Source organism: Streptomyces mangrovisoli (assembly GCF_000974985.2).
GTDB lineage: Bacteria > Actinomycetota > Actinomycetes > Streptomycetales > Streptomycetaceae > Streptomyces > Streptomyces mangrovisoli.
This window is the reverse complement of record NZ_LAVA02000062.1, coordinates 18,832-42,450: the sequence shown is the minus strand read 5'-3', so window position 1 is coordinate 42,450 and position 23,619 is coordinate 18,832. Positions and strand designations below refer to the sequence as shown.

18 protein-coding genes are annotated in these 23,619 nt (G+C 73.0%); 10 read left to right on the top strand and 8 right to left on the bottom strand.

Annotated features, from left to right (window positions below):
- Positions 1 to 212 precede the first annotated feature (212 nt).
- Together WN71_RS24945 and WN71_RS24940 are read right to left on the bottom strand one after the other, a co-directional pair.
- Positions 213 to 3,023: a helix-turn-helix transcriptional regulator gene (locus tag WN71_RS24945; protein WP_046591127.1), complete on the bottom strand. Its 2,811-nt coding sequence runs from the start codon at positions 3,021 to 3,023 to the stop codon at positions 213 to 215.
- Between the two features lie 236 nt (positions 3,024 to 3,259).
- Positions 3,260 to 4,102, bottom strand: a complete 843-nt coding sequence (locus WN71_RS24940; protein WP_046591126.1) for a helix-turn-helix transcriptional regulator — start codon at positions 4,100 to 4,102, stop codon at positions 3,260 to 3,262.
- Positions 4,103 to 4,289: 187 nt separating this feature from the next.
- On the opposite strand from WN71_RS24940, the gene WN71_RS24935 reads away from it, so the two are divergent.
- Positions 4,290 to 5,960, top strand: a complete 1,671-nt coding sequence (locus WN71_RS24935; protein ID WP_046591125.1) for an AMP-binding protein — start codon at positions 4,290 to 4,292, stop codon at positions 5,958 to 5,960.
- Positions 5,957 to 7,609, top strand: coding sequence for an AMP-binding protein (locus tag WN71_RS24930; RefSeq protein WP_046591124.1), 1,653 nt, complete (start codon positions 5,957 to 5,959; stop codon positions 7,607 to 7,609). The genes WN71_RS24935 and WN71_RS24930 overlap by 4 nt, the downstream gene beginning before the upstream one ends.
- A gap of 42 nt (positions 7,610 to 7,651) precedes the next feature.
- Here WN71_RS24930 and WN71_RS24925 read toward each other — a convergent pair whose 3' ends face one another.
- Entirely contained in the window at positions 7,652 to 8,515 is an 864-nt protein-coding gene (locus tag WN71_RS24925) for a hypothetical protein (RefSeq protein WP_079178083.1), read from the bottom strand.
- 256 nt (positions 8,516 to 8,771) lie between these two features.
- Here WN71_RS24925 and gcl point away from each other — a divergent pair, with 256 nt between their 5' ends.
- Entirely contained in the window at positions 8,772 to 10,556 is a 1,785-nt protein-coding gene (gcl, locus tag WN71_RS24920; protein WP_046591122.1) for a glyoxylate carboligase, read from the top strand.
- A gap of 206 nt (positions 10,557 to 10,762) precedes the next feature.
- Here the strand turns inward: gcl and WN71_RS24915 are convergent, their stop codons facing one another.
- The 3 genes from WN71_RS24915 to WN71_RS24905 form a co-directional block, all read right to left on the bottom strand.
- The gene (locus tag WN71_RS24915; protein ID WP_046591121.1) at positions 10,763 to 11,014 is read right to left on the bottom strand and encodes a hypothetical protein; all 252 of its coding nucleotides are present in this window, start codon (positions 11,012 to 11,014) and stop codon (positions 10,763 to 10,765) included.
- 561 nt (positions 11,015 to 11,575) lie between these two features.
- The gene (locus WN71_RS24910; protein WP_046591120.1) at positions 11,576 to 12,469 is read right to left on the bottom strand and encodes a 2-hydroxy-3-oxopropionate reductase; all 894 of its coding nucleotides are present in this window, start codon (positions 12,467 to 12,469) and stop codon (positions 11,576 to 11,578) included.
- A 127-nt stretch (positions 12,470 to 12,596) separates the two neighbouring features.
- The gene (locus WN71_RS24905; RefSeq protein WP_046591119.1) at positions 12,597 to 13,427 is read right to left on the bottom strand and encodes a TIM barrel protein; all 831 of its coding nucleotides are present in this window, start codon (positions 13,425 to 13,427) and stop codon (positions 12,597 to 12,599) included.
- Positions 13,428 to 13,629: 202 nt separating this feature from the next.
- Between WN71_RS24905 and WN71_RS24900 the strand changes: the two genes are divergently transcribed.
- From WN71_RS24900 to WN71_RS24870, 7 genes are all read left to right on the top strand, one after another.
- Complete coding sequence (locus WN71_RS24900) at positions 13,630 to 13,881, top strand: thiamine-binding protein (RefSeq protein ID WP_046591118.1); 252 nt, start codon at positions 13,630 to 13,632, stop codon at positions 13,879 to 13,881.
- Positions 13,878 to 14,246 (top strand): helix-turn-helix domain-containing protein, encoded by a 369-nt coding sequence (locus tag WN71_RS24895; RefSeq protein ID WP_046591117.1) that lies wholly within the window; start codon positions 13,878 to 13,880, stop codon positions 14,244 to 14,246. The genes WN71_RS24900 and WN71_RS24895 overlap by 4 nt, the downstream gene beginning before the upstream one ends.
- Before the next feature lie 153 nt (positions 14,247 to 14,399).
- On the top strand, positions 14,400 to 14,912 hold the full coding sequence (gene uraD / locus WN71_RS41040; protein WP_046591116.1) for a 2-oxo-4-hydroxy-4-carboxy-5-ureidoimidazoline decarboxylase: 513 nt from the start codon (positions 14,400 to 14,402) through the stop codon (positions 14,910 to 14,912).
- 3 nt (positions 14,913 to 14,915) lie between these two features.
- Positions 14,916 to 15,311 (top strand): hydroxyisourate hydrolase, encoded by a 396-nt coding sequence (gene uraH, locus WN71_RS41035; RefSeq protein ID WP_046591115.1) that lies wholly within the window; start codon positions 14,916 to 14,918, stop codon positions 15,309 to 15,311.
- A gap of 4 nt (positions 15,312 to 15,315) precedes the next feature.
- A complete protein-coding gene (gene pucL / locus WN71_RS24880) occupies positions 15,316 to 16,287 on the top strand; it encodes a factor-independent urate hydroxylase (RefSeq protein ID WP_046591114.1) in 972 nt (323 codons plus the stop codon).
- 144 nt (positions 16,288 to 16,431) lie between these two features.
- Positions 16,432 to 17,811 carry an 8-oxoguanine deaminase gene (locus WN71_RS24875; RefSeq protein ID WP_046591113.1) on the top strand — a complete coding sequence of 460 codons (1,380 nt, stop codon included), beginning with the start codon at positions 16,432 to 16,434 and terminating at the stop codon, positions 17,809 to 17,811.
- A 304-nt stretch (positions 17,812 to 18,115) separates the two neighbouring features.
- Positions 18,116 to 19,483, top strand: coding sequence for a nucleobase:cation symporter-2 family protein (locus WN71_RS24870; protein ID WP_046591112.1), 1,368 nt, complete (start codon positions 18,116 to 18,118; stop codon positions 19,481 to 19,483).
- 21 nt (positions 19,484 to 19,504) lie between these two features.
- Here the strand turns inward: WN71_RS24870 and WN71_RS24865 are convergent, their stop codons facing one another.
- Both WN71_RS24865 and WN71_RS24860 read right to left on the bottom strand, forming a co-directional pair.
- Positions 19,505 to 20,107 carry a 3'-5' exonuclease family protein gene (locus WN71_RS24865; RefSeq protein ID WP_046591111.1) on the bottom strand — a complete coding sequence of 201 codons (603 nt, stop codon included), beginning with the start codon at positions 20,105 to 20,107 and terminating at the stop codon, positions 19,505 to 19,507.
- Positions 20,108 to 20,170: 63 nt separating this feature from the next.
- On the bottom strand, positions 20,171 to 23,197 hold the full coding sequence (locus tag WN71_RS24860) for a glycosyl hydrolase (RefSeq protein ID WP_046591110.1): 3,027 nt from the start codon (positions 23,195 to 23,197) through the stop codon (positions 20,171 to 20,173).
- Positions 23,198 to 23,619: the final 422 nt, after the last annotated feature.

Below are 23,619 nucleotides of genomic sequence, written 5' to 3'. Positions count from 1 at the left end.
GGGGACGCGCGGGTGGGGGGTCTGCACGGGGGTCGCGGGACCGACCCCCGTATGCCCGGGCGAGCGGCATGGCCATACGCTAGGACCGGGGCGGCACACCTCCCAATGAGGGAACCCCCTAGGGGAGGCAGGGCAGGGAAAACCCTCGGTCGTCCCCTGCCGAGCCGGTCGCCCTCAGCGACCGCGCCCAGGCAGTTAAACCCGCCGGGCCCTCACTTGGTGCGGCGCCCCGCCGCCAGCCGGACGATGTCCACCCGGGAGCGGATGCCCAGCTTGCGGTAGACCCGGGTCAGGGTCGCCTCGACCGTCTTGACGCTGATGAACAGCCGCGCGGCGATCTCCCGGTTGGTCGCGCCCTCCATGACCAGCGCGGCGACCTGACGCTCCATCGCGGCGAGCCCCTCCAGCGCGTCGAGGACGGGCCCGGCCGGCAACGCGGGCTCCGGCGGGCCGGCCGCCGCGGCCGTCTCCACCTGCCGCAGCCAGGGCAGCGCCCGGCAGCGCCGGAACAGCCGCGTCGCCTCGTCGTACGACGGCCCGCCGGGCCGCCCGGCGCGCAGCCCCGCGAGGGCGAACGCGGCCCGCGCCTCCTCCAGGCCGTAGCCGAGCTTGGCGAACCGCTGCTGAGCGGACGTCAGCTGCGTGGCGGCGCGCTCGCGGTCGCCCGCGGCCGCCCGCACCAGGGCCTCGGCCCGGTCCAGCGCGGCGAGCACGCTCTCCCGCTCCAGGCGCAGCGCGTGCTCACGGGAGACATCGATGACGTCCTGTGCCTCGGCCGGTTCGCCGATCAGGACGAGGGCCTCGGCGAGGTCGCCGTGCCAGCGGCCGCGCGCCGGGTCGGTGATGCCGAGGTGCACCTCCAGCTCCCGCACCCGGCGCAGCGAGCGCACGGTGCCCGCCGCGTCCCCGGCCACCAGCTGGGCGTAGCCGAGGGCGCCGAGGGCCCGCGAGAGATACATCTGGTCGCCGTCCTCCTCGGCGTGCTCGACAGCCTCGCGGGCGAGGGCGAGTCCCCGGTCGACGTCGCCGCCGGAGGCCTCGGCGAGCGAGGTGAGCATGGCGGAGGCGGTCTCGCCGATGCCGGAGTCGCGGGCCAGTCTGAGTCCCTCCCGGGCGAGGTCGAGGGCGCGGCCGCAGTGCCCGGCGCGCAGTTCGGTCTCGGCGAGCCCGCGCAGGAAGTGCACCTCGCTCTCGACGGAGCCGCGCCGTCGCACCTCGCGCAGCAGCGCGGTGACCGTGGAGCGCGCCTCGACGAGCTGGTCGCTCATCACCAGCCAGCGGAAGCGGGCGCTGCCCGCGCCGTTGTGGTGGCAGGCGACCCGCGGGTCCTGAGGTTCCGTCAGGGCGCGCTTGATGGTGGTGGGCGCGCCGGGGTGGCCCATCAGCGTCTCGACCTGCGCCTGAAGGGCGAGGGCGAGCAGTTCGGTGCGCCGGTCGCCGCCGCGGGCGGCCAGCTCGGCGGAGTGCGCGGCGGCCTCGCGGGCCTCGGTGAAGTCGCCCTCGACGAGCAGTCCGCGCCAGGCCAGCTGGTAGTGGACGAGGCCGAGCAGCCGCGGGTCCTCGCCCGCGTCGGCGAGGGCCTGCGGGAAGGCGGCGTCGACCTCGGCCATGGTGTGGCCCGCGGTGTCGATGACGATGATCCAGGCCCGGACCCGTTCGGCGGGCACGGTGGACCGGGTCAGCACGTCGCGGGCGATGTCCCGCGCGAGGTCGAGGTCGCCGGCGGTGATGGCGTCCTCGGCGGCCTGGAGCCGGCGTTCGTCCGGCCCCGGCACGTCGTCGGCCGGGGTGTGCCGGGCGGCCAGCAGACCGAGCGAGGCGGCGACCGAGGGGGCGCCGCGGTCCCGGGCGAGCGCGGCGGCCTCGGCGAGCCGGGCGGCGGTCTCCGGGTCGGCGCCGTTGGTGGCGAGCGCGAGGTGGCGGGCGCGTTCGATGGGGTCGGAGGCGGCGGTGGACAGCGCCGCGTGCGCGGCCCGGCGTTCGGGGGCGGGGGCCTCGGCGTAGAGGGCGGCGGATATCAGCGGGTGGGCGAACCGGATGCCGGGGCCGTCCGACTCGGTGGCGAGCAGGCCGAGTTCGGCGGCCTGGGCGCACTCGGCCTCGACGTTCTCCCGGCCGGCCGCGAGCAGCAGGGCCGGGGTGGGGCGGGCGCCGGCGCTGGCGACCAGCAGGGTGCGGCGGGCCTCGACGGAGAGCATGTCGAGCCGGCTGAGCACGAGGGCGCGCAGCGAGGTGGGCACCGGCAGCGGCTCGCCGGGCCGGGGCGGGGTGGGGTTCTCGGCGAGGGCGCGGCCGAGTTCCAGCGCGAAGAGCGGGTTGCCGCCGCTGGTGCGGTGGATGTCGCGCACGGTGGAGCGGGACAGGCCGGTGTAGCCGCGGTGGTCGAGCAGCGCGGAGACCTGGCCGCGGTTCAGCGGGCCGAGGCGGACGGCGAGGGTGTCGGGCGGGGACGCCTTGAGGTGCCGGTCGTACTCCTGGCCCTCGGTGCGGACCGCGCACAGCAGTTGTACGGGGGTGTCGCCGAGGCGGCGGGCGGCGAAGCCGAGCAGTTCGGCGCTGGCCGGGTCGAGCCACTGGAGGTCGTCGGCGACGACCAGGACCCGGCCCCGCGTGGCGAGCGCGCGCAGCGCGGAGAGCACGGCCAGGCGCAGGGCGAGGCCGTCGCGCTGGAGGGTGGACTCGCCGCGGCCGGTGAGCGCCGACTCCAGCGCGGTGCGCTGGGCCGCGGGCAGCCGCGGGGACACCTCGTCGAGGACCAGTCCGAGGAGGTCGGCGAGGGCCAGGAAGGGCAGGTGGGATTCGGACTCGGTGGCCGAGCAGCGCAACACGGTGCTGGTGGCGGGGCCGTATTCCGCGGCCAATGCCCGCAGCGCGGTCGACTTTCCTATTCCGGCGGGGCCGTGCAGCAGCACGCTCCCGCCGCGGGCGAGCTGCTCGCGCGCGGGCGTCAGGAGTTCCTCCCGGCCGATGACCAGGGCGGGACGGCATCTGGCAGGCTCCTGGAAGTCCCGTCGCACGGTCACCCCTCCCCTCCGTGTGTCGTGTCCGGGCCAAATTCTAGGCAATGTTTCCTTGAAATCCGGAGAGATGGCGTGGTGAGGGAAATAACAACCTCTCGGCATAAGCAAATTCAGGCCAACGTTGAATGAATAGCGGGGCTACGGCGGGACGGTCGCGGGCGCCCGCGGCACGGCTGCGGCGGGACCGTCGCGGGCCCCCCGCGACACGGCTGCGGCAGTACCTCCGGCCCATGACACGGCTACGGCAGGACCCCCGCCCGGCGGGCCGAGGACACGGCCTCGCCCCTGGTGTGGGCGCCCAGCTTGCGCATCGCCGAGCGCAGATAGCCCTTCACCGTCTCCGGGCGCAGCCCAAGACGCTCGGCGGCGACCGCGTTCGTCGCACCCGCCGCCACCCACGTCAGCACGTCCAGCTCGCGCGGGGCCAGCGCCACCTCCTGCGGCAGGCCGCCGCCGGTCAGCAGCCCGCACGCGGCGAGCAGCTCCGCCCGCAGCGCCGGATCCACGATCCGCGGCGCCAGCGAGCGCAGGGCCGCGTGCGCCTCCCGCACCTGCTCCCACGCCGCGCCCGCGCCCGGTTCCGCGCGCGCCCCCGCGAGCAGCCCGCGCGCCTCCTCCCGCACCGCGCGCGCCTCGTCCCGGACCACCAGCGCCTGCTCCAGGTCGCGCGCCGCCTCCACCGCCGCGCCCAGCGTGCGGTCGCCCAGCGGCTGGGCCGTGCGCAGGGCGCCGTACAGGACACCGCGCACCCGCCGCCGCACCACCACCGGCACCGCGAGGACCGAGCGCAGCCCCTCCGCCGCCACCGGGACGTCGTACTCGTGGCTGATCTGCCGCGAGACGGAGTAGTCCGCCACGGCGCACGGCCGGGCGAGCGCCGCCGCCTTGCCGCCCAGCCCGTTGCCCGACGTCACCACCAGCGACAGCAGCGACCGGGTGGCCGTACCGCTCAGCTCGCTGATCCGCACCTGCTGCCGGCCCGGCTCGACCAGGCCGCCGAAGGCGACCGGAAGCCCCGTGGCGCGCCGCAGCCGGGCCAGCGCACCCCGGATCTCCACCGCCCCCGCCGTGTCTTCCGCCACGTCCGCGCCCCTTCACCCAGGCTTTTCCGCAGTCCCCACCCCCGTTCGGGGGTGGTGAGACCTGCATCACGGATTACACGATGTCAGAGAGCCGCCCGGCAATGGTCCGGCACCGGGGAGTGCGCCCCGAGGGACGGACTCCCGCCAACCGCCCGACCGCGCACGCCGAAGAGCATGGAGGACGACGATGAACACGGCCACGGAGGACTTCCGCAGGGCGCGGGACTTCCTGCTGGAACACCGCGAGGACTACGCCACGGCCTACGAGCGCTTCGTCTGGCCCCGCCCCGAGCGCTTCAACTGGGCGCTGGACTGGTTCGACGTCGTCGCGGACGGCAACGACCGCACGGCCCTGCACATCGTCGAGGAGGACGGCACCGAGACCAAGGTGTCCTTCGCCGAGATGGCCGAACGCTCCGACCGCGTCGCGAACTGGCTGCGCGAGCGCGGCGTGCGCGCCGAGGACCGCGTCCTCGTCATGCTCGGCAACCAGGCCGAACTGTGGGAGACCGCCCTCGCCGCGATGAAGCTGCGCGCCGTGGTCATCCCCGCCACCCCGCTGCTCGGCCCCGCCGACCTGCGCGACCGCGTCGACCGCGGCCGGGTCCGGCACGTCCTGGTGCGCGCCGAGGACGCCGCCAAGTTCGACGACGTGCCCGGCGACTACACCCGCGTCGCCGTCGGCGGCGCCCCCGAGGGCTGGCAGCGCTACGAGGACGCCTACGCCGCCTCCGCCGAGTTCACCCCCGACGGCGAGACCCACGCCGACGACCCGCTGATGCTCTACTTCACCTCGGGCACCACCGCCCGCCCCAAGCTGGTCGAGCACACCCACGTCTCCTACCCGGTCGGCCACCTCGCCACGATGTTCTGGATCGGGCTCAAGCCCGGCGACGTGCACCTGAACATCTCCTCACCCGGCTGGGCCAAGCACGCCTGGTCCAACCTGTTCGCCCCGTGGAACGCCGAGGCGACCGTCTTCATCCACAACTACACGCGCTTCGACGCGGCCCGCCTGATGGCCGAGATGGACCGGGCGGGCGTCACCACCTTCTGCGCGCCGCCCACCGTGTGGCGGATGCTCATCCAGGCCGACCTCGGCCAGCTGCGCACCCCGCCCCGCGAGGTCGTCGCCGCGGGCGAGCCGCTCAACCCCGAGGTCATCGAGCAGGTCCGGCGCGCCTGGAACGTCACCGTCCGGGACGGCTTCGGGCAGACCGAGACCGCCGTGCAGGTCTCCAACAGCCCCGGCCAGCCCCTGAAGACCGGCTCCATGGGCCGCCCCAGCCCCGGCTACCGCGTGGTGCTCCTCGACCCGGTCACCGGGGTCCCCGGCGCCGACGAGGGCGAGATCGCGCTCGACCTCTCCGCGCACCCGGTGGGCGTCATGACCGGCTACCACGGCGACCCCGACCGCACCGCGGAGGCCATGGCCGGCGGCTACTACCGCACCGGCGACATCGGCTCCCGCGACGCCGACGGCTACGTCACCTACGTCGGCCGCGCCGACGACGTGTTCAAGGCGTCCGACTACAAGATCTCCCCGTTCGAGCTGGAGAGCGCCCTGCTGGAGCACCCGGCGGTGGCCGAGGCCGCCGTCGTCCCGGCCCCCGACCCGGTGCGGCTCGCCGTGCCGAAGGCGTACATCGTGCTCGCCGAGGGCTGGGAGCCGGGGCCCGACACCGCGAAGGTCCTCTTCGAGCACTCCCGCGAGGTCCTCGCCCCCTACAAGCGCCTGCGCCGGCTGGAGTTCGGCGCCCTGCCCAAGACCGTCTCCGGAAAGATCCGCCGCATCGAACTGCGCGAGGCGACGGCCGCCGGGTCGGACGCCGAGTACCGCGAGGAGGACTTCCGGTGAGCGAGACGCACCCCACCGCGGCCGGCGGCTCTCCGGTGACCGAACCGTCCTACGCCCACGGCACCTCCCCGACCCTCCTGCTCGGCGACACCATCGGCGCGAACCTCGCCCGCACCGTCGCGGCCCGGCCAGGGCGCGAGGCGCTCGTCGACGTGCCCTCCGGACGGCGCTGGACCTACGCCGAGTTCGCGGCGGACGTCGAGCAACTGGCGTACGCGCTGCTCGCGAGCGGCGTCGCCAAGGGGGACCGGGTCGGCATCTGGGCGATCAACTGCCCCGAGTGGGTGCTCGTCCAGTACGCCACCGCCCGGGTCGGCGCGATCATGGTGAACATCAACCCCGCCTACCGCACCCACGAGGCCGAGTACGTCCTCAACCAGGCCGGGATCTCCCTGCTGTTCGCCTCGCTCGGCCACAAGAGCAGCGACTACCGCGCCATGGTGGAGGAAGTCCGCGGCAGGTGCCCGCGGTTGCGCGAGACCGTCTACATCGGCGACCCCGGCTGGGCGGCCTTCACCGCGCGCGGCACGGCCGACCGGCGCGAGGAACTGCTCGCCCGCGAGGCCGAGTTGTCCTGCGACGACCCCATCAACATCCAGTACACCTCGGGCACCACGGGCTTCCCCAAGGGAGCCACGCTCTCCCACCACAACATCCTCAACAACGGCTTTTTCGTGGGCGAGTTGGTCGCCTACACCGAAGAGGACCGGATCTGCATCCCGGTGCCCTTCTACCACTGTTTCGGCATGGTCATGGGCAACCTGGCGGCCACCTCGCACGGCGCCTGCATGGTCATCCCCGCGCCGTCGTTCGAACCGAAGGCCACCCTCGAAGCGGTCGAACAGGAGCGCTGCACCTCGCTGTACGGCGTGCCCACCATGTTCATCGCCGAGCTGAACCTGCCCGGCTTCGCCGACCACGACCTCTCCACCCTGCGCACCGGCATCATGGCGGGCTCCCCGTGCCCGGTCGAGGTGATGAAGCGGGTCGTCGCCGAGATGCACATGGAGGAGGTGTCGATCTGCTACGGCATGACCGAGACCTCGCCGGTCTCCCTGCAGACGCGCCGCGACGACGACCTGGAGCACCGCACCGGGACCGTCGGCCGCGTCCTGCCGCACCTGGAGGTCAAGGTCGTCGACCCGGCGACCGGCGTCACACAGCCGCGCGGTGTCCCCGGCGAACTGTGCACCCGCGGCTACAGCGTGATGCTCGGCTACTGGGAGGAGCCGGAGAAGACCGCCGAGGCCGTCGACGCCGGCCGCTGGATGCACACCGGCGACCTCGCGACCATGCGCGAGGACGGCTATGTCGAGATCGTCGGCCGGATCAAGGACATGATCATCCGGGGCGGGGAGAACATCTACCCGCGCGAGGTCGAGGAGTTCCTCTACGGCCACCCGAAGATCCGCGACGTCCAGGTGGTCGGCGTCCCGCACGAGAGGTACGGCGAGGAGGTGCTCGCCTGCGTCATCGCGCACGACCCGGCCGACCCGCTCACCCTGGAGGAGCTGCGCGCCTACTGCGAGGGGCGGTTGGCCCACTACAAGATCCCGAGCCGGCTGCGGCTGCTGGAATCCTTCCCGATGACGGTGTCCGGAAAGGTGCGCAAGGTGCAGCTGCGCGAGGACGCGACGCGGGAGGGGTGAGACCGCCGGGGCCCTTCCGCCGCGAAGTCGGCCCCCGCGAAGTCAGCCCCGGCGCGCGCCCGACGCGTCCAGTGCGCGCGCCGGGTCGTTGACCGGCCTCGGAGCGCCCGACCGCGCCAGCAGGAACAGGGGCACCCCGAGGCCGTCGGCGCGTTCGCGCGCGTCGTCGGCGTAGCCGGCGAGCGAGAAGCAGACGCAGTCCGCCGGCTCCGTCATCGCCGTCAGCCACAGGCACTCCACGTCGCGCAGCGAGGCCGGCCGCGCGCCCGCGTCCACCAGGACCACCAGCCCGCGGGCGGCGAGCCCGATCCCGGACGGCGGGCGCTGGTCCGCCCGCCGGACGTCGCCGTAGCCGAGCGCGCGCAGATACAGCACGGTGGCCGTCACCGCGTCGCGCGCGGTGCGGATCTCGACCGGCTCGTACGCGCCCCGCCGCCCCGCGCGCTCCGGCGCCGGGGCTTTCGGGTGCGGGGCCTTCGGGCGCGGGACTTTCGGGTGCGGGACTTTCGGGTTCGGCGCCTCCGGCTCGGGCGCCTTCGCGTTCGGGGCCTTCGGGCGTGGCGCCTTCGGCTCAGGGGCTATCGGTTCAGGGGTCTCCGGTTCAGGCGCCTTCGGTCCAGCGGCCTTCGGCTGCGGCGCGGCGGGCGTCTCCGCCACGGGTATCCGCAGCACCGTCCCGCAGGGGCAGCCCAGTTCGGGGTACGGCCACTCGCCGCGGCGGCCGCAGCAGGCGCAGCGCACGGTGACCCAGTCGTCGTCCCAGGAGCGCCGGGTGACGGCCGTGGGCGCCGCCCGCGGGTTCAATGGCGGGCTCACCGGGCGGCCGCAGACGCAGGGATACGCCGGCGCGGCGAAGACGTGCTCGCGCCGACAGGCCGGACAACGCACCGGCACGCACTCGGACATGGCCCACCCCAAGGCGTCGCGTCGGGACAGCGGACCCATCGTCCTCCGGGGCGCCCTCGTCTGTCCGGTACTTGGCCGAGCCCCTGCCGCCCTTGACGCCTTCGCGTCACCCTCCCTACATTTCTTCCAGATAGTAGAAGCAAGTTTCCGCATGATGGAATTAGTTGCGGAATCGACAAGGGAACAAGCCGACACGGACCAGCTCACCGCGGGGCGCGACGGGCGTGCGGATCCGGCAGCCGAAGCAGGAGTACCCATGGCTCGTATGACCGCTGCCCGCGCGGCAGTCGAGATCCTCAGGCGCGAGGGCGTCACCGAAGCGTTCGGTGTGCCCGGCGCGGCGATCAACCCCTTCTACGCGGCCTTCAAGGCGGCCGGCGGCATCCGGCACACCCTGGCCCGGCACGTCGAGGGCGCCTCGCACATGGCCGAGGGCTACACCCGGGCCCGTCCCGGCAACATCGGTGTGTGCGTGGGCACGTCCGGCCCGGCCGGGACCGACATGATCACCGGCCTGTACTCGGCCATCGGCGACTCCGTGCCGATCCTGTGCATCACGGGCCAGGCCCCCACCGCGGTCATCCACAAGGAGGACTTCCAGGCCGTCGACATCGCCTCGATCGCGCGGCCGGTCACCAAGATGGCGGTCACCGTGCTGGAGGCGGGCCAGGTGCCGGGCGTGCTCCAGCAGGCGTTCCATCTGATGCGCTCCGGGCGGCCGGGCCCCGTCCTCGTCGACCTGCCCGTCGACGTCCAGCTCACCGAGATCGAGTTCGACCCGGAGACGTACGAGCCGCTGCCGGTGCACCAGCCGGCCGCGACCCGCGCCCAGATCGAGAAGGCGCTCGGCATGCTCAACGCGGCGCAGCGCCCGCTGATCGTCGCGGGCGGCGGTGTCATCGGCGCCGACGCCTCGCACCTCCTGGTCGAGTTCGCCGAGTTGACCGGCGTTCCGGTGGTGCCGACGCTGATGGGCTGGGGCGCGCTGCCCGACGACCACGAGTTGAACGCCGGCATGGTCGGCCTCCAGACCTCGCACCGCTACGGCAACGCGACCTTCCTGGAGTCCGACTTCGTGCTCGGCATCGGCAACCGCTGGGCCAACCGGCACACCGGACGCCTCGACGTCTACACGGCCGGCCGGACCTTCGTCCACGTCGACATCGAACCGACCCAGATCGGCCGGATCTTCGCCCCCGACTACGGCATCGCGTCCGACGCGAAGGCCGCCCTGCGCCTGTTCGTGGACGTGGCGGGCGAGTTGAAGGCGGCGGGCGGGCTGCCGGACCGCTCGGCCTGGGCCGCGGCCGCGCAGGAGCGCCGGGCGACCCTCCAGCGCCGTACGCACTTCGACGACATCCCCATCAAGCCGCAGCGCGTCTACGAGGAGATGAACAAGGCGTTCGGCCCGGAGACCCGCTACGTCTCCACCATCGGTCTCTCGCAGATCGCCGGCGCGCAGATGCTGCACGTCCACCGGCCCCGGCACTGGATCAACTGCGGTCAGGCGGGCCCGCTCGGCTGGACGATCCCGGCCGCCCTCGGCGTCGCGACGGCGGACCCCGAGACCCCCGTCGTCGCCCTCTCCGGGGACTACGACTTCCAGTTCATGATCGAGGAGCTGGCGGTCGGCGCGCAGCACAAGATCCCCTATGTGCACGTCCTGGTCAACAACTCCTACCTGGGCCTGATCCGTCAGGCGCAGCGGGCGTTCGACATGGACTTCGAGGTCAACCTGGAGTTCGAGAACATCAACTCGCCCGAGCTGGGCGGCTACGGCGTGGACCACGTCAAGGTCGCCGAGGGCCTCGGCTGCAAGGCGATCCGGGTGACCGACCCGAACGAACTCGGCGCGGCCTTCGAGCAGGCGCGGAAGCTGGCACAGGAGCACCGGGTGCCGGTGGTGGTCGAGGCGATCCTGGAGCGCGTCACCAACATCGCGATGTCGACGACGAACGACATCGGCAACGTGGTGGAGTTCGAGGAGATCGCGACGGAGCCGGGGCACGCGCCGACGGCCATCAGGACGCTGAAGGTCTGATCCCTCCGCGCGCGGCGCCGGGTACGACAGCGGGCGGCTCGTCCTCTCGGACGAGCCGCCCGCTTCACGTCCCGGGCAGGGAGCCCGCCGCCCCCGTGTCGGCGGGTCCCGCCCGCTGGTGAATATGCCCGGCGGAAGAGGTGTTCGATACGCCTCGGGTGATGTTCAGAGCTTTATTTGAGGTTCGCCGCCCGGTTCGTACCGATTCATTGCTTTCCCAGGTCCTCCGGGTACTCGCGCAGACCCGGCCAGTCGTCCGGGCCGCCGCCCTGCCACTCGATGAGGTCGCTCTCCTCGACCTCGATCCGGTCCAGGTCGGCCATGCGCAGGATTCTCACCACGTCGTCCAGGTGGGAGGCGACCCCCAGGATCACGTCCCCCTCGGTGACGCGGCGCGAACCGTCCAGGGCCGGTGCGTGCACCACGATGTGCGGGTACTCCGCCGGTGGATGTGTCATGCCTTCAGCGTCCTGCACGGCCGCGGCACCCGCACGCCGGGCACGGACCCCCGAACGCGCCGAGCCCTCCCGCGGCGAACGCGCCGAGCGCTCCCGTGGCGGACGGGCCGCCGCGGGAGCGCTCGGGAACGCCTGACCGTCCGACGGCGCGAAGCTGATCGCACAGGTACGTTCGCGCCGCCGGACGGCATCGGTGCGGGCGGGGACCGCGGTGGACGCGACGGCTCCCGTCCGCCCTCCCTCTGGTCGAGAGGACGGTCGGGACCTTCACCACCGCACTGGCTCGCGCTCCACCGCGGTCCCCGCCCGGCCCGGACCGCGTCCGGTCCGGCGACCCCTCATCCGGGCCGGCCGGACGCGGTCCGGGGGCTCATTCACTTCGGTCTCTCGGGTGTTCCGGTCGGTCTCTCAGGTGTTCCGGGCGGCGCCCCCGCCTGGGCGCGACAGGACAGATGTCGGCGAAGGCACCGCCCGGAAGATCTCGTACGGCTGTCGGGACGCCTGACGCGTGAGTGCGCCGCGGTCCCGGCCGCGGGGGCGCCGTGCGGGCGCCCCGGGTTGTCAGACCTCGGCGCCCGCGAGCCGCTCCACGGCCCGCAGCAGGGCGGAGTGGTCGAGGCCGCCGTCGCCCTGGGCCCGCAGGGAGGCGACCAGCTGCGCCACGACGGCGCCGACCGGCAGCGGGGCGCCGACCGCGCGGGCCGCGTCGGTGACGATGCCCATGTCCTTGTGGTGCAGGTCGATGCGGAAGCCGGGCCGGAAGTCGCGGCGCAGGAAGTTGTCCTTCTTGCGGGCCAGCACGGTCGAGCCCGCGAGCCCGCCGCCCAGCACCTCCAGCGCGGCCGTCAGGTCCACGCCGGACTTCTCCAGGAAGACCACGGCCTCGGCGGCGGCCTGGATGTTCACGGCGACGATCAGCTGGTTGGCGGCCTTCACGGTCTGGCCCGAGCCGGCCGGCCCGCACAGCACGATCGTCCGGCCGAGCGCCTCCAGGATCGGCCGTGCCTCGTCGAAGTCGGCCTGTTCGCCGCCCGCCATGACGGACAGCACGGCCTCGATCGCACCGGCCTCGCCGCCGGACACCGGGGCGTCGAGCACCCGGATGCCCTTCTGCCGCCCCGCGCGCGCGAGTTCCACGGAGGTCTGCGGGGTGATCGAGGACATGTCGATCAGCAGGGCGCCGGTCCGGGCGTTCTCCAGGATGCCGTCGGGGCCGTAGGACACCGCCTCGACCTGGGGGGACGCGGGCACCATCGTGATGATCACGTCGGCGTCGTGGACGGCCTCGGCGACCGAGGCGGCCGCGGTGCCGCCGGCCGCGGTGAGCCGGTCGAGCTTGTCCTGTTCGAGGGTGAAGCCGGTGACGTCGTAACCCGACTTGATCAGGTTCTCGGACATGGGGGAGCCCATGATGCCGAGCCCTATCCAGGCGATCTTGGGGAGAGCGTCGCTCATCGGAAAGCCTTCCTGACTGCGGTGCGATGCGGGGGAGTTCGGGGCTCGGCGCGCTGCGTGCGGAAGCCTGGGGGGTCGGCGCGGCGGGCACGGAGGCCGGCGGGTTCGGCGCGCCGGGCGCGGGAGTTCAGCGCGCGGCGCGCGGGAGCCAGTCGAAGGACTCGGCGCTCGGGCGGTCGCCGGGCTTGTACTCGAGCCCGGTCCAGCCGTCGTAACCGGCCTTCCGCAGCCGGTCGAGCAGGTCCTCCAGGGGCAGCGAACCGGTGCCCGGGGCGCCGCGGCCGGGGTCGTCCGCGATCTGCACATGGCCGGTCCGCGCCGCGTACCGGTCGATCACCGCGGGCAGGTCCTCGCCGTTCATGGACAGGTGGTAGAGGTCCATGAGGAAGGCCGCGTTGCCCAGGCCCGTCGCCTCGTTCACCCGGTCCGCGACGGCGACCGCCGAGGCCGCGTCGAGCAGCGGATACCGCGGCGACTCGGGCCGGTTGAGCGCCTCGATCAGCAGGGTCGCGCCGATCCGGTTGGCCGCGCGGGCGGCGAGCGCCAGGTTCTCCAGCGCGAGCGCGTCCTGCTCGGCCGGGTCGACGCCGTCGACGCGGTTGCCGTACAGCGCGTTGAGGGCGCGGCACTCCAGCGACTCGGCGAAGGCGGCGGCCACCTCGATGTTGGCGCGGAACCGCGCGGACTCCGTGCCCGGGACCGACAGGGCGCCGCGGTCCGGGCCCGGGAGCTGCCCGGCGTAGAAGTTCAGCCCCGTGAGCCGTACCCCCGCGTCCTCGACCGCCGTGCGCAGCGCGTCCAGTGCGGACCGCGGGGGAGTGGGGGTGTCGGGCCAGGGCCACCACAGCTCGACCGCGCCGAACCCGGCCGCGGCGGCGGCCGCCGGGCGCTCCAGGAGCGGCAGTTCCGTGAAGAGGATCGACAGGTTGACGTTGAAGCGCTGGTCTGCGAATCCCATGGGGGCCGCGCTCCCTTCCGTTGATCGAACTCATTGAATTTCGTATTGCGGAAGTTTGTTTCTGCTCAATGGAAGATTGCCGCCGGACTCGCGCCGCTGTCAAGGGGGTCGGACCGCGGGGCCTCGGCGCGACGCCCCGATGACCTGGGCGGGTTAAGGTCGTGCTCCAGTGACGGGGGCGGACGGATGCCATGGGGGCACAGTGCGATTGCGAGTGGAGTTCACGACCGAGCCCTTCGACCTGGACGAGGCGCCCGCGCACGCGCTGGTCGCCCGCGAGGTCGTCGAGGCGGCGGAGCTGGACGCGGTGGACGTCGGGCCGTTCGGCAACACGGTGGAGGGCCGCGCCGACGCGGTGCTCGGCGCCGTGGACGCGCTGCTGCGCCGGACCCTGGAGGCCGGCGCCACCCGGATCTCGTTCCAGATCAACGTGATCGGGGAGGGCGCCGCGTGACCGGCGGCGGCGACGAGCCGTTCATCGCGGCCGTGAAGCCCCTGGTCGACGCCATGGGCGGGGAGCTGCTCCCGCCGGACGAGGCCGGTCCGGACGACGTCGTGCTCGCCTGGGAGGGCGCCGACGTGGTGGCCGTGCGCCTGCCCCAGCTCGCGGACTCCCTGGATCACATCCTGGCCGCGATGGAGCGCAAGCGGGGCAAGCCGCTGGCCGATCTGGACCGCAAGGCCAAGCAGGAGGTCGTACGGGTCCTGGAGGCGCGCGGCGCGTTCTCCGTGCGGCACGGTGTCGAGACCGTGGCGAGCGCGCTGGGCGTGAGTCGATTTACCGTCTACAACTACCTGAACAGGGAGAAAGGGGTCTGACACCGCGATCCGCGGGCCGGCTTCCCCGGCCCACCGCGCCGCCGCATCCGTAACCCGGAATTTTCAACAAAGTGTTGACGGCGCGACATCGGGGGGCGTTAGCTGGCCGCAGTCCGTTCAGCACGACGGCCCTGCGCGGCCACGGAGGCTCCCGTGACGTCGACTCCCCCGCCACCCGGTCTGACCCGGTTCAACGCCCTGGACGAGCGCGCGGCCCTCCGTGTCCTGCACGAGGCCTGCGCCTCCACCGCCTGGGCCCGCCACCTGCTGGCCCACCGCCCCTACGCCGGCCCCGACGACCTCTACGCGGCCGCCGACACCGCCCTCGCCGCCCTGACCGCCGCGGACCTCGCGGAGGCGATGGCCGGGCACCCGCCGATCGGCCGCCCCAAGCCCGGCGATCCCGCCTCCGCCCGCGAGCAGCGCGGCATGGCGGGCGCCTCCGAGCAGCTCAAGGCGGAGATGCTCGAACTCAACCTGGCCTACCAGGAGCGGTTCGGCCATGTCTTCCTCATCTGCGCCACCGGCCTGACCGGCGAGCGGATGCGCGACGCGGTCCAGGAGCGGATCGGCAACCCGCCCGAGAAGGAACGCGAGATCGTCCGCACCGAACTGGGCAAGATCAACCGTATCCGGCTCGCCCGCATCGTCGAAGAGGACGCCTGACCGATGAGCACCAGCACCACCGCCTCCGTGTCCACGCACATCCTGGACACCTCCGTGGGCCGCCCCGCCGCGGGCGTCGCCGTACGGCTCGCCGCCCGCGCCGGGCACACGGCCGGCTGGCGGGAGCTCGGCGGCTCGGTCACCGACGCGGACGGACGCTGCAAGGACCTCCCGGCCCCGCCGGAGGGGACCACCCACGTACGGCTCGACTTCGCGGTGGAGCCGTACTTCGAGAAGAAGCAAGCCGATGCGCAGCAGGACGCCCCCGCGAATCGGGACAGCGGTGCCGGAGTGTTCTTCCCCGAGGTGGCGATCACGTTCGCCGTCGTACCGGGCGAGCACTACCACGTACCGCTGCTGCTCAACCCGTTCGGCTACTCCGTATACCGAGGGAGCTAGCTACATGACCGTCAATTCCCGCCCCGGCCACGACGATTCGGCCGAGCGCCCCGGCCGCCCGGTCGTCCTGGGGCAGAACCAGTACGGCAAGGCAGAGAACCGGGTCGTCAAGATCACGCGGGACGGCGCCACCCACCACATCAAGGACCTCAGTGTCTCGGTGTCGCTGAGCGGCGACATGGACGAGGTCCACCTCTCCGGCTCCAACGCCAACGTCCTGCCGACCGACACCACCAAGAACACGGTCTACGCGTTCGCCAAGGAGCACGGCATCGCGTCCGCCGAGCAGTTCGGCATCCACCTCGCCCGCCACTTCGTCACCTCGCAGGAGCCGATCCACCGCGCCCGCATCCGTATCGAGGAGTACGCCTGGGAGCGCATCGAGCCCTCCGGCCACGCGCACCCCGACGGCGCGGCCGCGCCCGAGCACTCCTTCGTCCGCAAGGGCCAGGAGACCCGCCTCACCCAGATCACCTTCGACGGCACCTCCTGGGAGGTGATCTCCGGACTGAAGGACCTCGTCGTGCTGAACTCCACCGACTCCGAGTTCTGGGGCTACGTCAAGGACAAGTACACGACCCTGCCCGAGGCCTACGACCGCATCCTCGCCACCGAGGTGTCCGCCCGCTGGCGCTTCAACTGGAGTGACGACGAAGGGGAGATGCCCGACTGGGACCTCTCCTACGAGCAGACGAGGCGGCACCTGCTCCAGGCGTTCGCCGAGACCTACTCGCTCTCCCTCCAGCAGACGCTGTACGAGATGGGCGCGCGGATCATCGAGCGGCGCGACGAGATCGACGAGATCCGCTTCTCGCTGCCGAACAAGCACCACTTCCTCGTCGACCTGGCGCCGTTCGGCCTCAAGAACGACAACGAGGTGTACTACGCCGCCGACCGCCCCTACGGCCTGATCGAGGCGACCGTGCTGCGCGAGGGCGCCGAGGCACGCATACCGGCGGACCTCACCAACCTCTGACCCCGGCGGACCTCGCCGGCCTCCGACCCCGCCCCCTGATCCCGATCGTTTCGGCACCCGTGGCCGGGAGCGCCCTCCCGGCCGCGGCACTCAAATTCCCAGGGTCCTGCCGTGCCCCCTCCACCTCAGCGCAAAGGACGAACCATGGCAGCACAGCGGCGCATCGTCATCGAGAACTGTTCGATCGCGACCGTGGACGCCGAGGACACCGAGTACGAGAGCGGTCACGTCGTCATCGCCGGCAACCGCATCGAGTCGCTCGGCGCGGGCAGCGCCCCGGCAGACCTGGAGAACGTCGACCGCCGTATCGACGCCACCGGGCACCTGGTCACCCCCGGCCTGGTCAACACCCACCACCACTTCTACCAGTGGATCACCCGGGGCCTGGCCACCGACCACAACCTGTTCGACTGGCTCGTGGCGCTCTACCCCACCTGGGCGCGCATCGACGAACCGATGGTCCGCGCGGCGGCGCAGGGCTCCCTCGCGACACTGGCCCGCGGCGGCGTCACCACCGCGATGGACCACCACTACGTCTTCCCGAAGGGCTCCGGCGACCTGTCCGGAGCCATCATCGGCGCCGCCCGCGACATGGGCGTCCGCTTCACCCTCGCCCGCGGCTCCATGGACCGCAGCGAGAAGGACGGCGGACTGCCCCCGGACTTCGCCGTCGAGACGCTGGAGGGAGCGCTGGCCGCGACCGAGGCGACCGTCGCGGAGCACCACGACGCGTCCTTCGACGCGATGACCCAGATCGCCGTCGCACCCTGCTCGCCCTTCTCCGTCTCCACCGAACTGCTCAGCCAGGGCGCCGAGTTGGCGCGCCGTCTCGGGGTCCGGCTGCACACCCACGGCTCGGAGACGGTCGAGGAGGAGAAGTTCTGCCACGAACTGTTCGGCATGGGCCCGACGGACTACTTCGAGTCCACCGGCTGGCTCGGCGAGGACGTGTGGATGGCGCACTGCGTCCACATGAACGACTCCGACATCGCCGCGTTCGCCCGCACCGGCACCGGCGTCGCCCACTGCCCGTCCTCCAACGCCCGCCTGGCCGCCGGGATCGCCCGCGTCCCCGACATGCTGAGGGCCGGCGTCCCGGTCGGCCTCGGCGTGGACGGCACCGCCTCCAACGAGTCCGGCGAACTCCACACCGAGCTGCGCAACGCCCTGCTGATCAACCGCCTGGGCGCGCACCGCGAGGCCGCGCTGACGGCACGTCAGGCGCTGCGCCTCGGCACCCACGGGGGTGCCCGGGTGCTCGGCCGGGGCGCCGAGATCGGCTCCCTGGAGCCCGGCAAGCTCGCCGACCTGGTCCTGTGGCGGATGGACACCCTCGCCCACGCCTCCATCGCGGACCCGGTGACCGCGCTGGTCCTCGGTGCCGCCGCGCCCGTGACGGCATCCTTCGTGAACGGCCGTCAGATCGTCGAGAACGGACGCCTGTTGCACGTCGACGAGGACGCCATCGCCCGCGCCACCCGCGACGAGGCCCGCCGCCTGGCGCGGATCGCGGCGCAGGGCTGATCACCTCCGGCCCGCGCCGGGCCGATCGACACCGTCCGGCCGAGGGCCGGGCGGACGCAGAGCTCCGGTCGGGGGGACGGCCCCGACCGGTGGCCGTGGACCCCACGCGGGCGCCACGGCGGCCGGCTCCGGGGCGCGCATGGACGTGCGCGCCCCGGAACGGCCACCACCGTCACCCGCCGCCACGGTCACCTGCCCCCCCGCCGCCCCCACCGTCACCCGCCGCCTCCCGGCACGACCACACGCACCACCTCCCAGAACCCCACGTCGACGACGACGTGCACCCGACCGGAGGAGAGCCGCTGTGTCCGCCCACCCCGTCGACGAGAAACTCCCCGCCCTCAAGATGGCGACGACCGGCCTTCAGCACGTGGCCGCGATGTACGCGGGTGTCGTCGCCCCGCCCCTGATCGTCGGCGCGGCCATCGGCCTCACCGGCACCGACCTCACCTTCCTGACCGGCGCCTGCCTGTTCACCGCGGGCCTCGCCACCTTCCTCCAGACACTCGGCATCGGGCCGATCGGTGCCCGGCTGCCCTTCGTCAACGGCGTCACCTTCGCCGGCGTCGCCCCCATGACCGCGATCGTCGCCTCCACCCACGACACGTCCGACGCCCTGCCGATCGTCTTCGGCGCCGTCATGGTCGCCGGAGTGCTCGGCTTCCTCGCGGCGCCGTACTTCAGCAGGGCGGTGCGCTTCTTCCCACCGGTCGTCACCGGCACGGTGATCACGCTCATCGGCGTGTCCCTGCTTCCCGTCGCGTTCGGCTGGGCCCAGGGCCCCGACGCCCACGCGGCGAGCTACGGCTCGGCGACCCATCTGGGCCTCGCCGGTCTGACCCTGCTCGTGGTGCTGGTGCTGCGCCGGTTCACCACCGGCTTCGTCAAGCAGATCGCCGTACTGCTCGGCCTGGTCGCGGGCACCCTGATCGCGATCCCGTTCGGCGCCACGGACTTCGGCCCGGTCGCCCACGCGGACCTGGTCGGCTTCCCGACGCCGTTCCACTTCGGCGCCCCGCGCTTCCAGCTCGCCGCCATCGTCTCCATGTGCGTGGTGATGGTGGTGTCGATGACCGAGTCGACCGCGGACATGCTCGCCCTCGGCGAGATCGTCGAACGGCCCGCGGACGAACGGACGATCGCGGCCGGCCTGCGCGCCGACACGCTCGGCTCGGCGCTGAGCCCGCTGTTCAACGGGTTCATGTGCAGCGCCTTCGCGCAGAACATCGGCCTGGTCGCCATGACCCGCATCCGCAGCCGGTTCGTCGTCGCGACCGGCGGCGGCTTTCTCGTCCTGATGGGCCTGTGCCCGGCCGCGGCCTCGCTCATCGCCGTGGTGCCCCGGCCGGTGCTCGGCGGCGCCGGGGTCGTGCTGTTCGGGTCGGTCGCCGCGAGCGGCATCCAGACCCTGGTCCGGGCCGGCCTCGACCAGGACAACAACGTCCTGATCGTGGCTGTGTCCCTCGCGGTCGGCATGGTCCCGATCACCGCGCCGGACTTCTACCACGCCTTCCCCGAGACCGCGCGGATCGTCCTCGACTCGGGCATCTCCACCGGCTGCGTGACGGCCGTCGCCCTCAACCTCGTCTTCAACCACCTGACGCGGGGCGGCGGCGCCCGGGACGTGACCCATCCGATGGAGGCGGGGGAGGAGATCGCGGCCGCCCGCTGACCGGGCCCGGTCGCGGCGGTCCTACGAGGGCGTGCCGGGACCGGGCCACGCCATCAGGTTGGCGAGCAGGTCCGCCTGTTCCATCGCGTCGTCGAGCGCGTGGTGCGTGTGGCGGCGCCGCGACAGCAGTTCACGGGGCATGGTGCCCTTGGCGACGGCCCGCAGCGGCAGGCGGGCCTTCGTCGCGTACAGCGTCTTCAGGTCCAGACAGCCCGAGTGCCCGAACGGACTCGCCCCGGTGAACCGGATCAGGTACCAGTACAGGAACGTCCAGTCGTACGACGCCGGATAGCCGCACATCACCGGCTGCGCGCCGGCGCTCGCCTCGACCGCCCAGGCGCTGAACTCGGCCAGCGCCACGGAGGGTTCGGCGCCCTCGACGGCCAGCCGGGCCCGGTCGAGACCGCTCACCGCCAGCGCCTCGGGCACGAAATCCTCGCTGACCGGCCGCAGTTCGCGGTAGAAGGTCTGCCGCTCGGGGTCGGCGGCGACAAACCCCCGCTCGTCGTGCGTCCCGGCGACCGCGGCCCCCAGACTCAGCATGGAGTACGGCCCCGGGATCGGGCCGTCCGCCTCGATGTCGACGGAGATGTAGCAGCTGGGGCGGACGCGGCGTGCGGACATACGACGAGCATCGCAGCCCACCGCGTCCGCCCGCACGCCGGTTTCCTCCCGGCCGGCCCTCGGCTAGGCGACCGTCTGCTGCACGTACGGCACCAGCTGCACCGGCCCCACCAGGCCGTACGCCTGCCGGGCCGCCGAGCCGAAGACGGCCGGGTTGCTGATCCGCAGCCGGTTGAACAGCGGTGTGGCCACCTCGATCTCGATGGTGTTGGCGCCCTTGCGCAGATGCCCGCCGAGGTCCACGACCGGGTTGATCCGGTCGACCGGGTCGAGCCGGGTGCCGTTGACGGTGACCCGGCAGGTGTCGGTGACGGTGCCGAGCCGCAGCAGGGCACCCGTCGTGGAGTTCCACGTGCCGGGCAGGGTGACCGTGGTCCGGTAGTTCCCGATGCCGCCCACGTCGGCCAGTTCGGGGATCTGCGACCAGGGCAGCAGGGCGTCCAGCGTGAGGGTGTGGTGCACGACCTCGGTGCTGGTCGCGTCGGCGCCGGGCTGCCAGTCGTCCACGGTCAGCGTCCACTGGTCCGGGGTGACGGCGGCCGGGACGTCCGCGATCCGGGTGGTGACCTTGCGCCCCGTGGACAGGGTGGTGGTGAAGGTGCCCGCCGCCGAGGAGCGCACCGCGAGCGAGCCGTCCGCGGTGAACAGCGCGGAGTCCGCGTCGGTGGCGACCGCGTGCGGGCGGGCGCCCGAGCCGTCCCCGAACAGCGCCGGGCGGCCCAGCGCCACCATGAGCGTCTCGCCCGGCTGGAGCGCGACCCGGAACGTGAACGCGTCGCCGTCCTGCGTGTACCGCGCGAGCCGGGTCACCCGCCCGGTCCACGGGTCCAGCACGTAGGGAACCGTTCCCGAGCCCTTGCGGGCGGTGGCGCGCACGGTCACGTCGTGGTCGATGGCGGCGACCGCGGGCTTGACCGTCTCGGCGTGCTTGCCGTTGCAGAAGTAGTAGAAGTCCACGTCGTCGGTGGCCCGGTGGGCGTTGAGCAGGGTCGACGACACGGAGTGGGTGACGTCGGACGTCACGCCCAGGTCCGCGAACGCGGCGCCCACCAGCGTCTTGTCGGTGACCTGGCGGACGTTCGGCAGGGCCAGCAACTGGGCCGTCAGCGCCCGCAGTTCGGTGGTCTCGTCGGTGTCCGGGACACCGGGTGTGAGGGCCTGGTCGAAGGCGCCGAGCAGCACGGTCGGCAGCCCGGCCCGCGCGAACGCCAGCAGCTTGCGGGCGTCGGGAACGGCGAGGGTCGGCGTGGAGCCGTAGAAGAAGTCGCCTTCGAGGAACAGCGCCTTGTAGTTAGGTCCGTCGGGTGCGAGGCGCTTTCCGGCGACCTTCGCGGACGGCAGGTCGAGCAGCGGACCGCTCAGGAACTGGTGCGTCCAGCCGAGCGGGACGCCGGTCGAGGTCAGCCAGGACGCGCCGATGCCGGTCGCGGAGTAACCGGTCTGCCGGAACACGGCGACGTCCGCGCGGACGGTGCCGGACTGGAGCACCTCGTGCACCCGGCCCAAGTAGCCCGCGATGTGCGGCACATGGCGCCAGGTCGGCTGCCGCGGCCCCCAGGACTCGCCGTACCCGGGCGCCCCGCTGTACGGGCTGAACGCGGCGAAGCCGGGCCAGCTGACGCCCGGCGCGGTGGCGTAGGAGAAGCCGTGGATCACCGTCTGGTTGACGCCCGCCGCGTAGGCGCCGCCCATGGTGCGCAGGAACTTGTCCCAGGTCGTGTTGTAGGCGCCGCCCGCGTACGCCCCGGCCTCGCAGGACAGGATGCGGCTGCCCGCCATGTCGCGGCCGCCGGCCAGGCAGCGGTAGTCGTCGAGGTTCTTGAAGCCGAGCGACTCGCCCTCGGGGATGTCGAGGATCGCCGCCGTGGCGATGGCGTCGGTCTGGAGGCCGTAGGGCTGCGAGCGCAGTTTCATGCCGTGCCCGTGCGCCCACGCCTTCAGCGCCTCGAAGTGGTGCTCGTTGAACAGGTTCGAGACGGTCTCCCAGAAGTCGTGGCGGATCTCCTGGGTGAGCCGGGCCTCGAACGCGAAGATCTGGTTGCTGTTGTCGAGGATCACGGCCGGGAGATACGGCAGCAGGTCGCGCCCGGTGTGCGCGCGGAACGCGTCGGGCAGGCCGGGCGTCCACTGCAGGCCCTTGGTCTCCAGCTCCACGGAGTCCTCGAAGAACGCGCCGCCCGCCGCCTTCAGCAGCCTGCGCAGCGTGGAGTCGAGGATCGCGGTGTCCCAGTGGCGGGTGACGGCGGCGGTGCCGGCCGCGCTGAAGTGGTCGACGACGTAGGCCGCGGGCGAGGAGTGCGGGCCCGCCTCGGGCTGCTGGCCCGAACCGCGCTGCCAGTACGCCAGGACGACCCAGGTCGCGGAGTCCGGCGGGGTCCAGGTCAGCGTGGAGCCGGACACCTGGCCGGTCAGGTCGGTGACGCTGTCCACGTCCAGACCGGTCGCCTTGCCGCTGGAGTAGGCGGTGTTGACGCGGGCGGCCTGCACGGCGAAGAGCTTCTGCACGGTGACGCCGGAGGCGGCCGCGTAGACCGGGGCGGGCACCGGGCCGTCGTAGGTGGCGCCGCCGGTCACCGTGGCCTTGCCGTAGGCGAGTTCCTTCACCGCGGCCTCGTCGTCCGGGGTGACGCCCGGCACCGCGACGGGCCAGCTGGGGCCGAGCGTGAGGTCGACGGTCAGGCCGCGTCTCGCCGCCTGGCGCAGCGCGGCCTTCACCCCGTCCTGCCAGGCGGTGCTGCCCCAGCCGTGGTGCGCCGTGTCGAGCACCGAGGTGTCGGTGATGCTGTGGTGCACGGCCGCGATCTCGGCCCCGCCGAAGCCTGCGTCCGCCATCTGGTCGATCTCGCGGGCGATCTCGGCCGGGTCCACCAGGCCGTCCGGCCACCACCAGCGGAACCGGGGCCGGACCGCCTTCGCGGGCCCGGCGAACCAGCTCGCGGTCGGGGTGGCGGCCCCCGCCGGGACGGTCTTCGCGGTGGAGGCGGCGGCACTCGCCGCCGGAGCGAGTGCCGCGAGCACACCGGTGGTGAGACCGGCGGCGAGCACCGACCGACGGGTCACTCCGCCGCGCTGCGGGTGGTTCTCGTGCATGGGTCAGCCCCAAAAAGTTCAAGTAGCCATCGACGGACGGGAATTGAATCGTTTCAATCGCTGTACGTGCCGGAACCGTAAATCGCGGGGCGAAGGGAGGTCAATAGGGGCGACTGTAGATGGCAACGATTCAAGTGGCCGAGGAGCCGTCAAGGCGGGGCGTGCCCGCCGCGAGGCCGAGGGCGTGCGCGCCGTGAGGACGAGGGCGTGCGCGCCGCGAGTGCGGGGGCGGGGGTGTGCGCGCCGCGAGGACCAGGGCGTGCGCGCCGTCCGGAGGAGGGGTGCCCGCCGTCCGCGGGAGGAGCGCCCGCCGTCCGGAGGAGGGGCGCCCACCGCCGGGGATGAGGAGCGCCCGCCGCCCGGACTTCGGGCGGCGGGCGGGTCCTTCTGGGGTTGGTCGGGGTGCGCGGTGCTCGGAATGC

Bases quoted from the DNA above. Each gene is read 5' to 3' on its own strand.
- WN71_RS24935 (WP_046591125.1), top strand. From the start codon at position 4,290: ATGAACACGGCCACGGAGGACTTCCGCAGGGCGCGGGACTTCCTGCTG.
- WN71_RS24925 (WP_079178083.1), bottom strand. From the start codon at position 8,515: ATGTCCGAGTGCGTGCCGGTGCGTTGTCCGGCCTGTCGGCGCGAGCAC.
- gcl (WP_046591122.1), top strand. From the start codon at position 8,772: ATGGCTCGTATGACCGCTGCCCGCGCGGCAGTCGAGATCCTCAGGCGC.
- WN71_RS24915 (WP_046591121.1), bottom strand. From the start codon at position 11,014: ATGACACATCCACCGGCGGAGTACCCGCACATCGTGGTGCACGCACCG.
- WN71_RS24910 (WP_046591120.1), bottom strand. From the start codon at position 12,469: ATGAGCGACGCTCTCCCCAAGATCGCCTGGATAGGGCTCGGCATCATG.
- WN71_RS24905 (WP_046591119.1), bottom strand. From the start codon at position 13,427: ATGGGATTCGCAGACCAGCGCTTCAACGTCAACCTGTCGATCCTCTTC.
- uraH (WP_046591115.1), top strand. From the start codon at position 14,916: ATGAGCACCAGCACCACCGCCTCCGTGTCCACGCACATCCTGGACACC.
- pucL (WP_046591114.1), top strand. From the start codon at position 15,316: ATGACCGTCAATTCCCGCCCCGGCCACGACGATTCGGCCGAGCGCCCC.
- WN71_RS24875 (WP_046591113.1), top strand. From the start codon at position 16,432: ATGGCAGCACAGCGGCGCATCGTCATCGAGAACTGTTCGATCGCGACC.
- WN71_RS24865 (WP_046591111.1), bottom strand. From the start codon at position 20,107: ATGTCCGCACGCCGCGTCCGCCCCAGCTGCTACATCTCCGTCGACATC.
- WN71_RS24860 (WP_046591110.1), bottom strand. From the start codon at position 23,197: ATGCACGAGAACCACCCGCAGCGCGGCGGAGTGACCCGTCGGTCGGTG.